The organism is Thiohalophilus thiocyanatoxydans, from assembly GCF_004366735.1.
Taxonomy (GTDB): domain Bacteria; phylum Pseudomonadota; class Gammaproteobacteria; order UBA6429; family Thiohalophilaceae; genus Thiohalophilus; species Thiohalophilus thiocyanatoxydans.
This window is the reverse complement of record NZ_SOQX01000007.1, coordinates 47,462-63,355: the sequence shown is the minus strand read 5'-3', so window position 1 is coordinate 63,355 and position 15,894 is coordinate 47,462. Positions and strand designations below refer to the sequence as shown.

The following is a 15,894-nucleotide window of genomic DNA, read 5'->3' as shown; positions in this document are numbered from 1 at the left end:
CATTACTGAACGTCGAATTCGAAATTGACCGCCTCGCTTCCCGGGTCGACGACCTCGAGCGTGATATGCAGCGGGGTGCCCGGTTCCATCAGCATAAACGGGGAGTAGCGCTCGCCCAGGTAATCGGTCGGGGTAAAGCGACGCTGGGCCGATCGGTTACCGGACAGATCGAACAGGGTGACGCGCAGATCGGGATAGGCCTGTTGGTAATCGGCTTTATTGACCAGGGCGGCGGTGATCAACAGGGCATCCGCTTGCTCGGGGTGGGTGCGCACGTCCCGGTTGAGTAGACGTATCTGCTCCGGGTCCCGGTATGTCTCGAACCGGCAGGGCAGTTGCTGACAGAGTTGTTCGAGATAGGGTTTGCTCTGGGGCAACAGCCGGTAAACATCCAGCGGGCGAAACAAAAGCAATTGGCCGGCCAGCACGACAAGCAATAGCAGAATCAGCAGGCCGCCGCCGAACGTCTCCAGCCAGCTGCGCCGTTTGGGCGGTTGTATCGCCAGGGAGTCACGCAGGCGCAGGGGGACCGCCTCATCAACGTCGGCCGATGTCGTGGAGGCATCCGGCGCTTCATCCGCGGCATCGACCGCATCGCGTTGTGGGCCGGGGGCCTCGCTTTGCGGCTCATCCGGCACATCGGTTTCGTCGCTCTCCCGGTCAGCGGTATCACGTATTGCTTCAGGGGGCGCGTCATCGTCGCTATCGATCCCGGGAAGGGGCTCCTCGACGGGGTTATTGCTGTGCCGGTCGTCAAACAGCGTGTCGAGTGCTTCGTCCAGCTCATCCCGGGGCGTCTCCGTTGGGGACGCCGGCTTGTCCGGGATGGCCAGCGGGTCGGACAGCTCGGGGCCCGACGAGTCGATCCCCCCCGAGGCGAGCTGCTGGTCCATTTCGGCCAGGATGTCATCCAGGGCTTGTTGAGAGAACACCTCCGCAGTGACATCGTTGTCCGGTGCCGACGAACTTTGCGGATCGCTCGGTTCCGGTTCCGGCTCGTGCGCTGCGGCCGGTTCGCTCTGGTCGGGTTGCGCCTCCCGTTTCGGCCCGGATTCGGCGTCCGGTTCGGATTCCTGTGCGGGTTCAGCGGCGGCGTCAGATCCGGTTGGGGCTTGCGTTTCAGAGACCGGTTCCGAGTCAGGGGTGGCGGGATCAATACGATCGGTATCGTCCGCAGGCGGGGCCGTTTTGTCCGGGGTTTTGGCCGACGGCGCGGGATCGGCAACCGGCGATGGCGGCGGGCCCGACGGGGATTGCAAATGCTGCCTGGCGTTGAACACGGTCTTGCACTTGCCACAACGCACCTTGCCCTGGGCCATGGCCAGCTGGGCCTCGGTGATCCGAAAACAGGTTCGACAGGCAGGACAGCAGGTTAGCATACGGGTGCCCAATTCTCTGGGAGTGCATCAAACATCATGGCCGGGATCATAGCATGGCCGGTGTTTGGAGTTGGCAGATGGCAGTTGGCAGTCTCTGGTCCGTTCCCTAGCTTTTAGTTCCTGCGAGGCAAACCCATTCCTCAATCTGGCGATAGAGCTGCATCTCGAAAAAGGGCTGGTAGGCGGCGATGACGTCGTCCATCTGGGTGTCCAGGATTCCGGCCAGAACGATACTGCCGCCGGGCTGGACGTGGGAGGCCAGTTGTGGTGCCAGGCTGATCAGGGGGCCGGCCAGGATATTGGCCAGCAGCAGGGGGACAGTGGTCTCCGGCGGCAGGGCCCCGGGCAGGTGCAGGCTGACGCCCGCCTCGATGCCGTTCTTGCGCAGGTTCTCGGCCGTGGCCAGCAGCGCCTGGGGATCGTTGTCCACGCCCCACAGGTGGCGGGCACCGAGCTTGCGGGCGGCGATGGCGAGGATGCCCGAGCCGCAGCCGTAGTCGATAACATCCTGATCCGTCGGGGGATGCGCGTCGAGCCACTCCAGACAGAGTCGGGTGGTGGGGTGGGTGCCGGTGCCAAACGCCAGGCCGGGATCGAGCAGAATGTTGACCGCCTGGGGATCGGGCGGGGTGTACCCGCCGGGGACGATCCACAGACGCCGGCCGAACTGCATCGGCTGGAAGTGATCCATCCAGCTGCGCACCCAGTTCTGATCTTCCAGGGGTTCGGCCTTCCACTCAGCGACCGGTTCGGCCAGCAGCGGATTGATCCGTTCGATGAGAAGCCCCGGATCCTGGTCCGCCGGAAACAGGCCGATCACCCGGGTTTCGGACCAGATCGGCATGCTCCCCGGCGCCGGTTCCAGCAGCGGTTGATCCGCGGCATCCTGCAGCGTCACCGAGGCCGCCCCGACCGACTCGAGTGCGTCACTGAGACGTTCGACCTGTTTGGCCGAGGCGGGAATGATGAGTTGTAACCAGGACATAAAATAAAAGGGCCGAGTTACGAGGGACGAGTGACGAGGAACTGCCTTGATAAACCACCAAGACACCAAGGCACGAAGTTATTTGATTTGGTATCTACCCATTCCCAACCGGAAAAACATCGTAAAACTAACGCACTTAATTTTACCAATTTTTCATTCGGTTGTTCTTGGTGTCTTCGTGTCTTGGTGGTAAACGCTTTTCCTCGTAACTCGTCCCTCGGCACTGAAAAACTGTTGAGTGAACTACCGTTCACTCAACAGTTTTTCAAGATAGTGAATGTTGGTCCCACCGGCCCGGAAGGCGGCGTCGCGCAGCAGTTCCTGGTGCAGCTGGGTGTTGGTTTTGATGCCTTCCACCACGATCTCGTTCAGCGCGTTGCGCATCCGCGCCAGGGCGATGTCGCGGGTATTGCCGTGGGCGATCAGTTTGCCGATCATCGAATCGTAATAGGGCGGGACCCGGTAGCCGTTGTAGATATGGGTGTCGACCCGGATGCCCGGCCCGCCCGGCGCATGATAGGAGGTAATGGTCCCCGCCGAGGGGACGAACTTCTCCGGATCCTCGGCATTAATGCGGCATTCGATGGCGTGGCCGCGGATTTCGATGTCTTTCTGGTTGTAAGTGAGTTTCTCGCCGGAGGCGATCAGCAGCTGTTCGCGGACGATGTCCACGCTGGTGATCATTTCGGTCACCGGATGTTCCACCTGGACCCGGGTGTTCATTTCGATGAAATAGAATTCGCCGTCCTGATACAGAAACTCAAAGGTCCCGGCACCGCGATAACCGATCTCGCGACAGGCCTCGGCGCAGCGCTCGCCGATCTTCTTGCGCATTTTCTCGGTGATGCCCGGGGCGGGGGCCTCCTCGATCACCTTCTGATGGCGGCGCTGCATGGAGCAATCCCGTTCGCCCAGATGAATGGCATGGCCGTGTTCGTCGGCCAGCACCTGGAACTCGATATGCCGTGGATTATCCAGAAATTTTTCCATGTAGACCATGTCGTTGCCGAACGAAGAACCGGCTTCCGCCTTGGTCATGGAGATGGCGTTTAATAACGCGGCTTCCGAGTGCACCACGCGCATGCCGCGGCCACCGCCGCCGCCGGCCGCCTTGATGATGATCGGATAGCCGATCTGACGGGCGATGCGGATGTTCTCTTCCTCGTCGCTGCCCAGCGGGCCGTCGGAGCCGGGGACGCAGGGGACCCCGGTTTTCTGCATCGCCTTGATGGCCTGCACCTTGTCACCCATCATGCGGATGGTTTCGGGACGCGGGCCGATAAAGATGAAGCCGCTTTCCACTACTCGCTCGGCGAAGTCGGCGTTCTCCGACAAAAATCCGTAGCCGGGGTGAATGGCCACCGCATCGGTGACCTCGGCGGCGCTGATCACGGCGGGAATGTGCAGATAACTTTCAGTGGACGAGGCCGGGCCGATACAGACCGATTCATCGGCCAGGCGGACATGTTTGAGATCGCGATCCGCTTCGGAATGGACCGCCACGGTTTTGATACCCAGTTCGCGGCAGGCGCGCAGAATACGCAGCGCAATTTCACCACGGTTGGCAATCAGGACTTTTTCTATCATCGTTTACACAATCTGGTTGGTGCCCAGGAGGCAGGGTTTTGGCAATGCCGCCATAATGCGATGCAAGCGGTTAACCGATGACAAACAGCGGTTCGTCGTATTCCACCGGCTGACCGTTTTCCACCAGGATCGCCTTGATGGTGCCGCCCTTGTCGGCTTCGATCTGGTTGAGCAGTTTCATCGCCTCGATAATGCATAATGTATCGCCGGCATTGACCTGCTGGCCAACTTCCACGAACGGGGTGGCGCCCGGTGACGGCGCCCGATAAAGCGTCCCCACCATGGGTGATTTGACCACATGGCCTTCGGGCAGCGCGGCTTCCCCGCTGCTCTCTTCGGCCGCCGGGGCAGGTGCTGCGGCAGGTGCGGCGGCCGGGGCCGGTTGCGGCGCCGGGGCGGCCATCATCGGGGCGTTGGGACCGCTGCGGCTGATGCGCACTGACTCCTCGCCTTCCTTGATCTCGATCTCCGCGATACCGGATTCCTCGAGCAGTTCTATGAGTTTTTTGACTTTGCGAATGTCCATAACAGTAATGCCTTGAAAGGGTTATCGGGTTAGTTGTTCTTCAGAGTTTCGATCGCCGACAGCAGCGCCAGCGTATAACCGTATGCACCCAGACCGCTGATGACGCCGGCCGCCAGCTCCGAAAAATAGGAGTGGTGGCGAAAATCCTCGCGGGCATGGATGTTGGAAAGATGCACTTCAATAAACGGAATCGCCACCGCCGCCAGCGCATCGCGCAGGGCCACACTGGTGTGGGTAAAGGCGGCCGGATTGATAATGATCCAGGCGACGCCCTCGGCAGCGGCCTGCTGTACCCGGGCGACCAGCTCGTGTTCGGCGTTGCTTTGCAGGCTGGACAGGGTATGCCCGGCTTCGGCGGCGATTCCCGCCAGCGCCTGATCGATTTCGGCCAGGGTGGTCGCGCCGTAATGCGCCGGCTCGCGCGTACCGAGCAGGTTCAGGTTGGGTCCGTGCAGTACCAGTATCTGGGCCATAGAGTGTCTATTATATAGCGTTGTTGCGTTGCGGGCCGTTTGTCTCGACTTGTCGTTGCTACAAATCCGGGAAGATCGAGGCAAGATCGACACCAGTTTGACGCAGTTGTTTCGGCCAATTTCAGAAGAATTCTGCCTCAACTTGAGGGGTTTGTCCAGAACCCCGGTTTTACCCGCCAGTTCGAAACAAATCCTAGCAAGATTCGCACCAGGGCGGTTTGAACCCGGTCACAGCTCTGCCCTCGGCCTTGCGGCCTCTCGGGAGGGGCGAGGGACGAGTGACGAGGAAGAGCGCTAACCACCAAGACACGAAGGCACGAAGAAAACACAATAAAAATGGTTATTCTTCAGGGGTGCACCATTCAGTTGAGCGGGGTAGGTGGGAGCGCCTTTCGGGCGCGATTGTCAGCGACAGGGTGCGGTCGCGATCGTGGCCCGCTCCCACAGCCATTGCCCCGATAATTTTGTTTGATCGGTGAGGTGTAAGTGCAGTCAGTTTTGCGATGTTCTTCCACTTGTAAATGGGCGGATGCCAAATCAGATGCCCTGGTGCCCTGGTGCCCTGGTGTCTTGGTGGTTTATCAAGGATGGGCCTCGTCACTCGTCCCTCGTAACTCGGCCCTCTTGTTTTAAAGGAGGGGTTTGATCATCGCCTCGGCTTCTTCGAAGGTCAGTTCGTTGCGGTGGGTTTCGGTGATCTTGCCGTCGCGATCGACGATGATGGTGTAGGGCAGGACGCCGAGGCGGTTGCCGTAGTCCTTGGAGAGGGCGATGCCCTCCTTTTCGCCGATCAGGATCGGGTAGTTGATGCCCAGGGGATCGACGAAGTCGACGGTGTCCTGCTTGGTGTCGATGGCGATGCCGACGATGGTGAGGCCCTGATCCCGGTATTCTTCCTGCAGATCAATGAAGGCGGGAATTTCGCGCCGGCAAGGCGGGCACCAGGTGGCCCAGAAATTGACTATCAGGACATCGCCGTCCCATTCGCTGACGTGCCGCAGCTCGTCGTCCAGATCCTGCAGCCCGAAATCGGGGCGGATTTCCGGCGTATCCGTCGATTGGCCGGTTTTGGCGGGTTTGTTTTGCGCGGTTTGCGCTGCCGCGTTTGACTCGGGATCGTCAAACAGCCGGTTGGCGTACATTCCGGCCAGCAGGCTGATCACCGCGACCACTACAATAATCGAAATAAAGACTGAACGTTTCATACGGCTGTTCCGTTCGTTGCAGGTTAATTGAAGTCAGGTCTATGAACATGTGAGTGACGCCCGCCCCGCCAGGGGCGGGCGGTCGGTTAAAAGGACATCATGTTCAGATGATCGTGAAAGCCGTCGGCGCCCATCGCGCCGACCAGCCGCCGGCCGCGACGCTCCTCGCCGTCGGGGCCGAAGAACAGGATCGCCGGCGGGGCGACGAGCCCGAATTTGCGCAGCAGCGCCTTGTCCTTGTCATCGTTATCGGTGACATCGGCCTTGAGCAGGACGAAGTTATCCAGGCGCTCGATGACCCGTTGATCGGTGAACACGTATTTCTCGTAATCCTTGCAGTAGATGCACCAGTCGGCGTAGAAGTCGAGCATCACCGGTTTGCCGGCGGCTTTGGCCTGGGCCAGCTTGTTCTCGAAGTCTTCGACAGTCTTGATGTTCTCGAACTGCAGCGACTGTTGCTGGGAACTGCCGCCGCCGCCCGCGCCGGCGAAGACGCCGTGCAGCGGTCGGAACTTGTCGTTGGCTCCGGCGCTGGCGCCGATGACCAGCAGGATGCCGTAGACCAGCACGATAATCCCCAGCCCTTTCCAGAGCCGGTGCCAGCCGGAGGTGTCGGCCGGCAGCGGTTCCAGGGCCTTCATGTAGATGCCCGAGATGATCAGCAGCGCGGCCCACAGCCACAGGGCGACAGAGTCGGGAATGATCCGCTCCAGCATCCAGATGGCGACGGCCAGCAGCATGACGCCGAAGATCGCCTTGACCGCATCCATCCAGCCGCCGGCGCGGGGCAGCAGTTTGCCCGCCGAGGTGCCGATGGCGATCAGCGGCAGCCCCATGCCCAGGCTGAGGGCGAACAGGGCCATGCCGCCGAGCACGGCGTCACCGGTCTGGCCAATGTAGATGAGCGCCCCGGCCAGCGGCGCGGCCACGCAGGGGCCGACGATCAGCGCGGAGAGAAAGCCCATGACTGCCACGCCGGTCAGGCTGCCGCCCTTCTGGCGGTTGCTGACCTCGGAGAGTTTGCCCTGGAGGGCGGCGGGCATCTGCAGCTCGTAAAAGCCGAACATGGAGAGCGACAGCAGCACGAAAATGGTCGCGAAGCTGCCCAGGATCCAGGGGTTCTGGAAGGCGGCCTGCAGGTTCTCGCCCAGCATCCCGGCAATCACCCCGGCGACGGTGTAGGTGAGGGCCATGGCCAGCACGTACACGGTGGACATGGTAAAGGCGCGGCCGGTGGTGATCCTGTCGCCCTGGCCGATGATGATACTGGAGAGGATCGGAATCATCGGGAAGACGCAGGGGGTGAAAGCCAGCAGCAGGCCGAGGCCGAAGAAGGTCAGTATGACCAGTATCCCGCCGGTTTCCAGGGACGCGGCGATGGTGTCCTGTTCAGACTGCGGTGCCTCGTCGGCCGATTCGCCCGATCCGCCCGATCCCGGGGAGGCGGCGTCGGCCGCTGCGGTGGCGGGGGCATCGGCCTCTCCGGCGGCGGTATCATCGGCGATACTCTCGGTAGCGGGCAGATTAAAGGTTTCGCTCTTGCGAATCGGGGGATAGCAGATGCCGAGTTTTTCAGCGCAGCCCTGATAAACGATGCCGAGTTCTACCTCGCCGGCTTCCTTGCTGCTGCGCTGCAACGGAATGTCGATGCTGACCTCATCCTCGAAGACCTGGATGCGGCCGAAGAATTCGTCGTCCTTGGATTTGCCCTCGGGCAGCTGCACCTCGCCCACCCGGGCATCGCCCTGCTTGACGGAAAACTCGAATTTGTCGCGGTAGACATAATGATCCGGGGCGATCTGCAGATTCATGCGCAGGGTATTGGCATCGACCCGCTCGGTACTGAAGACAAAGGCCTCATCCGGTGCCAGCACCTCGTCATCGCCCTGGTTCAGGCCAAGATCCTCGTTCAGGGATTGAATACTGCGTTTGTCGCCCGCTGCCTGGCCGTTTTGCGAGCCGGCGGGCTCTGTGGCTTCCAGATTGACGGTCTGGCGGTGCGGGGGATAGCAGACACCGGCGTCGGCACAGCCCTGGGAATGGGCCGTCAGCTCAAACGGGCCGCTGCCGGATTCGATCGGGACACTGACCTCGACGCTGCCGCGGAAGGTTTCGACCTTGCCGAAAAACTCGTCGTCCTTGACCTTGCCTTCGGGCAGTTCAGGTTCGCCCAGCTTGATATCCGGGTTGTCCACCTCAAAGCGGATCTTGTCCCGGTACATATAATAGTTATCGGCAATATCCCAGCGCGCCTGGATCGCGCCGTCTTTGACCTCTGCCTCAAAGGCAAAGGCCTTGTCCGGCTCCAGCAGTTCCTCTTCAGCGACCGCATTGAGAGCGAACAGAAATAACAGGCCAGCGAACAGTTTTTTCATCATCATTATTATTCCAGTGCGTTATCAATCCATTGCAGGTAATCCTGCAATCCCCCGTCTAGAGAGACCCTGAGAATTTCCGGAAGTTCATACGGATGGTGTTGTTGAATTGTTTTTTCGACCCGCGCATAGTGGTCCTCCCGGGTCTTGATAATCAGCAGAACCTCGGCATCGCGCTCGACTTTGCCCTGCCATTCGTAGACCGACTCGAGTCCCGGCACGATATTGACGCAGGCGGCCAGGCGCTCTGCAACCAGCTGGTCGGCCAGCTTGCGGGCGGTTTCCTGATCGGGGCAGGTACACAGTACCAGGCTTTGCGGGAGTTCGCTCATGCCCGGCAAGATACCAGTCCGCCGCCCGGCTGGCAAAGCGCCAGGCTGTTATAATAGCCCTGAATACACATCCTGATTAAGGACGCTGCCGTTGTTCCGTTTATTCCTGCTCTTGTTTATCGCCATCCCGCTGATCGAAATTTACTTTTTGATCCAGATTGGGGAAGTAATCGGCGCCTGGCCCACCATTTTGCTGGTGGTGCTGACCGCGGTGATCGGGGTCGGCCTGTTGCGCTGGCAGGGTTTTTCCACGCTGATGCGTTTTCAGACGGAGCTGGCCCGGGGACAGGTGCCGGCGCTGCCGATGTTCGAGGGGCTGTTGCTGGTGGTGGCCGGGGCGCTGCTGCTGACCCCGGGGTTTGTCACCGACGCAGTCGGTTTTATTTTGCTGATTCCGCCCCTGCGCCAGGGCATGATCCGCTGGGCCATCCAGCGTGGCGTGATCCGTACCGGTCCGCCGGGCGGTGGCCCCGGCCAGTCCGGCGGCGGGCCCCGCACCATCGAGGGCGAATTTCAGCGTCGGGACGACGATCGGCCTTGAATTTCCCAATAATCCCCCTATCAAGGCATTGCTCTTGACAGTCGAGCAGTGACCGCTATTATTAGCACTCGTCGGTAGAGAGTGCTAATAGTCCGACTGATATTCCCGCCCGGGCAGGCCTCCTGTCTGGGCGACTGTTTGAAATCTAAAGAAATCAATAACATCCAGGAGAAGCTGAGAATGAAAATCCGTCCTTTGCATGACCGCGTGATTATTCGTCGCATGGAAGAAGAACGTACCACGGCCGGCGGCATCGTCATTCCCGATTCAGCCACCGAAAAACCGAGTCAGGGTGAAGTCATTGCCGTAGGCAAGGGCAAGATTCTGGACAGCGGCGAAGTCCGCGCGCTGGACGTCAAGGTGGGTGACAAGGTGCTGTTCGGCAAGTATGCCGGCAACGAAGTCAAACTCGATGACGAGGAACTGCTCGTCATGCGTGAAGAAGACATTATGGGTGTGGTTGAAGCCTGATCCGGCGTTCAGCCCGTCAACATCGATAGCTTATCTATATATAAGAGATAGTGAGGAAGGAACATGAGTGCAAAAGAATTGAAATTTGGTGACGACGCGCGTCATAAAATGCTCAAGGGCGTGAACACCCTGGCCAATGCGGTCAAGGTTACCCTGGGTCCCAAGGGCCGTAACGTCGTGCTCGAAAAGAGTTTCGGCGCCCCGACCATCACCAAGGACGGCGTCTCCGTGGCCAAGGAGATCGAGCTGACCGACAAGTTCGAAAACATGGGCGCGCAGATGGTGAAAGAGGTCTCCAGCCAGACCTCCGATGTCGCCGGTGACGGCACCACCACGGCGACCGTGCTGGCCCAGTCCATCCTGACCGAAGGGATGAAAGCGGTTGCCGCCGGCATGAATCCGATGGATCTCAAACGTGGCATCGACAAGGGCACCAACGCGGCCGTCGAACAGCTGAAGAAACTGTCCAAGCCGTGTGCCGACGACAACGCCATTTCCCAGGTAGGTACCATCTCGGCCAACTCCGATGAAGAAGTTGGCGGTATCATTGCCCAGGCCATGGGCAAGGTCGGCAAGGAAGGCGTTATCACTGTCGAAGAAGGCACCGGTCTGGAGAATGAACTGGACGTGGTTGAAGGGATGCAGTTCGATCGCGGTTACCTCTCTCCTTACTTCGTCAACAACCAGCAGAACATGAGCGCCGAACTGGAAGAGCCGTACATCCTGCTGCACGACAAGAAGATCTCCAACATCCGCGAACTGCTGCCGGTGCTCGAAGGTGTCGCCAAGGCCGGCAAGCCGCTGCTGATCGTTGCTGAAGACATCGAAGGCGAGGCCCTGGCCACGCTGGTGATCAACAACATGCGCGGTATCGTCAAGGTCGCGGCCGTCAAGGCGCCGGGCTTTGGTGAACGTCGCAAGGCCATGCTGCAGGACATCGCCGTTCTCACCGGCGGTACCGTGATCTCCGAAGAAGTCGGTCTGCAGCTGGAAAAAGCGTCCGTTGAAGATCTGGGTCAGGCCAAGAAAGTGGTCGTTTCCAAGGACGAAACCACCGTCATCGACGGTGCCGGTCCCCAGCATGACATCGAAGCCCGGGTCACCCAGATCCGCGCCCAGATTGAGGAAGCGACCTCGGATTACGACAAGGAAAAACTGCAGGAACGCGTGGCCAAGCTGGCCGGCGGTGTGGCGGTCATCAAGGTCGGTGCCGCAACCGAAATGGAAATGAAAGAGAAAAAAGCCCGCGTGGAAGACGCCCTGCATGCCACCCGCGCCGCGGTGGAAGAAGGTGTGGTCCCCGGTGGTGGTGTCGCCCTGTTGCGCGCCCGTACCGGCATCGACGACCTGACCGGTGACAACCACGATCAGGACGTTGGTATCAACATCCTGCGTCGGGCCATGGAAGAGCCGCTGCGTCAGATCGTGACCAACACCGGTGAAGAGGCTTCCGTGGTCTGCAACAAGGTGGAAGAAGGCAAGGGTAACTTCGGTTACAACGCTGCTACCGGTGAATATGGCGACATGATCAAGATGGGTATTCTGGACCCGACCAAGGTGACCCGTACTGCCCTGCAGAACGCCGCCTCGGTCTCCGGCCTGATGATCACCACCGAAGCCATGATCGCCGACAAGCCCGACGAAGATGGCGGTGCCGGTGCCGGCGCAGCCGGTGGCATGGGCGACATGGGCATGGGCGGCATGGGCGGCATGATGTAAGCCGACTGCCTTAACCCAGGCGCAACAAAAAGCCCCGCCAGCAATGGCGGGGCTTTTTTATTTGCCTGTCGTAAATAGTCATTATTTTATTTCAGTGGAATTAACGCGGAGGACGCGGAGGCGCGGAGGCGCAGAGTATATAAAATATTGTTTTACGTTTTCGCAGTGTGCCATTGATTCAGGATGAGTTTCAGCAACGCCAATTTCAAAACGACGCTTCCTGGTAACTCATATCAGACTACACAAAGCTGCATGGCATCGCTGAACTCGATAAATTTGATCCCCCATCTTGGTGTAACCGATGAATACCATTTTGCTTTTCTCTGCGACTCCGCGCCTCCGCGAACTCCGCGATTTTTTCCCAGTGAAATTTTCCCATTGCAGGAAACAAGAGAACTGTTGTGACGGCTGGCGGTTTTGGTCATAGTATCCGGCACACCCAGCAGGTTTTTTTATCCATGAGCAATAACGTCGATCAGGCTATTTCGAAGTTACCCGGGCCGTTGGCCGAGCAGGTTGCGCGCTGGTGGGCGGAGTTTGCCCCGAAGTCGGGCGATACGGCGCTGGAGGAGTCGGTTGCCGAATCGCTGCCGACGGTCTGGGCGGGCAGTGAATACGTGGCGCGTCAGTGTCTGCGTCATCCCGAGGAGTTTGTTGCCTTGCAGCCGCGATTGTTGCAGTCGGCCGATCGGGCGGCGTTCGCGGCGCAATGGCAGGCGGCGGTCGAACCGGTCGAGGATGAAAACGGCCTGATGCAGGCCCTGCGCCGGTTTCGCCATCGCGAGATGGTGCGCATCCTGTGGCGGGATCTGGCCGGCCGGGCCGAGCTGGAGGAGACCTGCCGGGATCTGACCCATCTGGCCGAGACCTGTATCGACGGCGCGCTGGACTGGTTATACCCGCGCTTTTGCGATCAGTACGGCACGCCCTGTTACGAGGACGGCTCGCCGATGAACCTGGTGGTGCTGGGCATGGGCAAGCTGGGGGCCTGGGAGCTGAATGTTTCCTCGGATATCGATCTGATCTTCAGCTTTGCCGACGAGGGCGAGACCCGCGGTGAGGGGCGCACCCTCAGTCACGGCGAGTTTTTCATCAAGCTCGGCCAGAAGCTGATCGCCATGCTGGACCAGCAAACTCCCGAGGGCTTTGTGTTCCGGGTCGATATGCGTCTGCGGCCGTTCGGCGACGGTGGCCCGCTGGTAACCAGCTTCGATGCGCTGGAAACCTATTACCAGGCCCACGGTCGCGAGTGGGAGCGCTATGCCATGATCAAGGCGCGGGTGGTGGCCGGCGATCGGGCCGCCGGCGAGGAGCTGACCACAATGCTGCGCCCCTTCGTCTATCGCCGCTATCTCGATTACGGCGCCTACGAATCCCTGCGCGACATGAAAGGCATGATCGCCAAGCAGGTACGCCGCAAGGGGCTGGAGCAGAACGTGAAACTGGGGCTGGGCGGTATTCGCGAAATCGAATTCATCGCCCAGGTGTTTCAGCTGATCCGCGGCGGCCGGGAGCCGGCGCTGCAGGAGCGGCAGGTGTTGTCGGTGTTGCACTTGCTGCAGGAAATGGAGGTCTTGCCCGAGTTCGTGGTGCGCGAACTGGAGGCGGGGTATCGGTTTTTGCGCGATACGGAGCACCGCCTGCAGGGCTATCTGGATCAGCAGACCCATGATCTGCCCGAAGAGGAGGCCGATCGACTGCGCCTGGCCCACAGCATGGGCTTCGAGAACTGGCAGACCTTTTTTGCCGAGCTGGAGCACCACCGCCAGCACGTGCACAACCATTTCGAGCAGGTCTTCGCCGCCCCGCAGAGCGTGGAGGATGAGAACGAGAACATTTTTTACGATCTGTGGCACGCCAATCTGGACGACGACCCGGCCCGCCGGGCGCTGGAAGAGGCCGGCTACCAGCAGCCCGGGACGATCCTGCAACGGGTCGGCGAGTTGCGCGACAGCCGGCTTTACCATTCGCTGAGTACCAACGGCAAAAGCCGGCTGGATCGGCTGATGCCGCTGCTGCTCGGCGCCGCGGCGCAGGTCGACGATCCCGATATCACTTTTGACCGGGTGCTGGAGATCGTGCGCACCATCGCCCGACGCAGCGTCTATCTGGCCCTGCTGGTGGAGAACCCGCTGGTGCTCTCGCAGCTGGTTAAATTGTGCCAGGCTAGTCCCTGGCTCTCCCGCTATCTCTCCCGGTACCCGCTGCTGCTCGATGAGCTGATGGATGTGCGCAGCCTCTACGCGCCGCCGGCCAGGGCGGAGCTGGCGGAGGAACTGGCCAGTGAACTGGCAGCGGTCGATCCCGACGATCATGAACAGGCGATGGAAGCGTTGCGCCATTTCAAGCACATCAATGTGCTGCGGGTGGTGGCGGCGGATGTCTCCGACGTGCTGCCGTTGATGAAAGTGAGCGACCACCTCTCCTGGATCGCCGAAGTGATTCTGGAGCAGGGCCTGCAGCAGGCCTGGCGGCATCTGAGCGAGCGCCACGGCCAGCCGGCCGCCAGCCGCGACAGTGGCGAGCTGGGTTTTGCGGTGATCGCCTACGGCAAACTGGGCGGTTTCGAACTGGGCTACGGTTCGGATCTCGATCTGGTCTTTTTGCATGCCAGTGAAGACCAGAACGAGATGACCGACGGTAGCAAACCGCTGGCGGTGCCGGTCTTCTATGCCCGGCTCGGTCAGCGGTTGATTCACATTCTCACCACCCACACCCCGGCCGGTGTGCTCTACGAGGCCGATCTGCGTCTGCGCCCCGACGGCGCCTCGGGCATGCTGGTCAGTAACCTGACCTCCTTTGAAGGCTATCAGCTGAACAAGGCCTGGCTATGGGAGCACCAGGCTCTGGTGCGGGCCCGGGGCGTGGCCGGGGATGAGGCGATCATTGATCGTTTCGACGCGGTTCGCCACAACGTGCTGGGACGTGAGCGGGATCCGGATGAGCTGCGTAGGGAGGTGGTCAAGATGCGCCAGCGCATGCGTACCGAGCTGGCCAAAAAAGAACCCGGTTACCTGGATCTGAAACAGGGCGAAGGCGGGATCGTCGATATCGAATTCCTGGTCCAGTACTTCGTGCTCGGCTACGCCCACCGGTATCCGGCGCTGATGACCTGGACCGACAACATCCGCATCCTCGACACCCTGGCCGAAACCGGGCTGCTAAACGAGACGGACGTTGAAAAACTCAAGGACGCCTATCGCGTCTACCGCGGCCATGCTCATCGCATGGCCTTGCTGGAGCAGAAGGTTCTGGCGCGAGAGGGTGAGTATGAACAGCAGTTGATGGATGTAAAACAGATATGGGATCAGCTTTTTAGGGAATGATAATTGGCAATTTTCCGGGGAGAAGTAGTTAAATAGCTTTTCTCTGAGTCGGCTATTCTCTATTTTGTTATGATAGACGCTTTGCGTGTTATCCCGAGGCGGTAACGAAGCAAGCGCGAGAACAGTTTCCAGCGTTTTTGCATACGTTGTATCAGACTGGCGTCATCGAACTCGGGTTTAAAACTTTCCTGGTTATCCGCGATGACGCCTTCCAGCTCCTTTTTCCAGCTATCGTCTGATTCATAGCCGAGTTTGACAAGATAGTCCTGGATATCACCGTGTAATTCGAGTTGGGCGACCAGTCTGGGTTTGTGATCTTTCCAGGAACCCACGCTTTTGTTGGAAATCGGACGGACCCCTCGCATAGCCTTCAAGGATCCACTGGATGGTTTGGCGATCTCGTGGAATCTTGAAAACGGAGTCTTGCGTACCAGGAACGGCAAACGCTGTTCGATATCTTGCTGAACTTTGTCAGGCGTGGTAACCATATCTTCATAACGGATCAGTATGTATCGAGAATTGCGCTGGCTTTCCGCGTAAGCTGCATCAACTGCCTGTTTCCAGAGCCGCAAGTTGGTCCAGTACAGTTCGGGCCGACTGCCGTGTCGACTGACAACAACATCCCTGGGATCGCGTAGCATGCAGATTACCCATAAATCCGGGTCATGATGCAAAACCTTGATCGATTCGACAGCTTCGATAGGTGACTTCGTGACTACCAGATCGACGCGGGGCCGTGGGCGTCTGAATATACTCAATTCATGTTCGGCATACCCATCGACCTTAAAACAGGTATGTAGCAGTTCGGCCATTAAGGTGGTTCCGGTGCGCGAGGCTACGCCGACAACATGGATGCGTTTCACTTTTCTAAACCGTCCGTTTTTTTGATTCGGGTGTAATGCTGTTTTCAGAATACATTTTTTGTCTTGAATCTGGCAGAGTTGAAAATCCTGGATTGATTCCGATATAAGCATC

13 protein-coding genes are annotated in these 15,894 nt (G+C 59.7%); 4 read left to right on the top strand and 9 right to left on the bottom strand.

Features of this window, described 5'->3' with window-relative positions; genetic code table 11:
* Positions 1 to 2: 2 nt before the first annotated feature.
* The 8 genes from EDC23_RS11705 to cutA all read right to left on the bottom strand — a co-directional run bounded on the left by EDC23_RS11705 (position 3) and on the right by cutA (position 8,862).
* Positions 3 to 1,379 carry a DUF3426 domain-containing protein gene (locus EDC23_RS11705; protein ID WP_134084972.1) on the bottom strand — a complete coding sequence of 459 codons (1,377 nt, stop codon included), beginning with the start codon at positions 1,377 to 1,379 and terminating at the stop codon, positions 3 to 5.
* 106 nt (positions 1,380 to 1,485) lie between these two features.
* On the bottom strand, positions 1,486 to 2,364 hold the full coding sequence (gene prmA / locus EDC23_RS11700; RefSeq protein WP_134084782.1) for a 50S ribosomal protein L11 methyltransferase: 879 nt from the start codon (positions 2,362 to 2,364) through the stop codon (positions 1,486 to 1,488).
* Between the two features lie 243 nt (positions 2,365 to 2,607).
* Positions 2,608 to 3,951, bottom strand: coding sequence for an acetyl-CoA carboxylase biotin carboxylase subunit (gene accC / locus EDC23_RS11695; RefSeq protein ID WP_134084780.1), 1,344 nt, complete (start codon positions 3,949 to 3,951; stop codon positions 2,608 to 2,610).
* Positions 3,952 to 4,021: 70 nt separating this feature from the next.
* A complete protein-coding gene (gene accB / locus EDC23_RS11690) occupies positions 4,022 to 4,477 on the bottom strand; it encodes an acetyl-CoA carboxylase biotin carboxyl carrier protein (RefSeq protein WP_134084778.1) in 456 nt (151 codons plus the stop codon).
* Positions 4,478 to 4,506: 29 nt separating this feature from the next.
* Complete coding sequence (gene aroQ, locus EDC23_RS11685; RefSeq protein ID WP_134084776.1) at positions 4,507 to 4,950, bottom strand: type II 3-dehydroquinate dehydratase; 444 nt, start codon at positions 4,948 to 4,950, stop codon at positions 4,507 to 4,509.
* Positions 4,951 to 5,579: 629 nt separating this feature from the next.
* Positions 5,580 to 6,155 (bottom strand): TlpA family protein disulfide reductase, encoded by a 576-nt coding sequence (locus tag EDC23_RS11680; protein ID WP_243830783.1) that lies wholly within the window; start codon positions 6,153 to 6,155, stop codon positions 5,580 to 5,582.
* A gap of 86 nt (positions 6,156 to 6,241) precedes the next feature.
* Complete coding sequence (dsbD, locus tag EDC23_RS11675; RefSeq protein WP_399359413.1) at positions 6,242 to 8,533, bottom strand: protein-disulfide reductase DsbD; 2,292 nt, start codon at positions 8,531 to 8,533, stop codon at positions 6,242 to 6,244.
* A 5-nt stretch (positions 8,534 to 8,538) separates the two neighbouring features.
* Entirely contained in the window at positions 8,539 to 8,862 is a 324-nt protein-coding gene (gene cutA, locus EDC23_RS11670; protein ID WP_134084773.1) for a divalent-cation tolerance protein CutA, read from the bottom strand.
* A gap of 91 nt (positions 8,863 to 8,953) precedes the next feature.
* Here cutA and EDC23_RS11665 point away from each other — a divergent pair, with 91 nt between their 5' ends.
* The 4 genes from EDC23_RS11665 to glnE all read left to right on the top strand — a co-directional run bounded on the left by EDC23_RS11665 (position 8,954) and on the right by glnE (position 14,919).
* Positions 8,954 to 9,403, top strand: a complete 450-nt coding sequence (locus tag EDC23_RS11665) for an FxsA family protein (RefSeq protein WP_317622982.1) — start codon at positions 8,954 to 8,956, stop codon at positions 9,401 to 9,403.
* A gap of 180 nt (positions 9,404 to 9,583) precedes the next feature.
* Positions 9,584 to 9,874 carry a co-chaperone GroES gene (gene groES / locus EDC23_RS11660; RefSeq protein WP_134084769.1) on the top strand — a complete coding sequence of 97 codons (291 nt, stop codon included), beginning with the start codon at positions 9,584 to 9,586 and terminating at the stop codon, positions 9,872 to 9,874.
* Between the two features lie 63 nt (positions 9,875 to 9,937).
* Positions 9,938 to 11,593, top strand: a complete 1,656-nt coding sequence (gene groL, locus EDC23_RS11655; RefSeq protein WP_134084767.1) for a chaperonin GroEL — start codon at positions 9,938 to 9,940, stop codon at positions 11,591 to 11,593.
* 458 nt (positions 11,594 to 12,051) lie between these two features.
* Positions 12,052 to 14,919 carry a bifunctional [glutamate--ammonia ligase]-adenylyl-L-tyrosine phosphorylase/[glutamate--ammonia-ligase] adenylyltransferase gene (gene glnE / locus EDC23_RS11650; protein ID WP_134084765.1) on the top strand — a complete coding sequence of 956 codons (2,868 nt, stop codon included), beginning with the start codon at positions 12,052 to 12,054 and terminating at the stop codon, positions 14,917 to 14,919.
* A 59-nt stretch (positions 14,920 to 14,978) separates the two neighbouring features.
* Here glnE and EDC23_RS11645 read toward each other — a convergent pair whose 3' ends face one another.
* Entirely contained in the window at positions 14,979 to 15,893 is a 915-nt protein-coding gene (locus tag EDC23_RS11645; RefSeq protein ID WP_134084763.1) for a sulfotransferase family protein, read from the bottom strand.
* Between the last annotated feature and the right edge of the window lies 1 nt (position 15,894).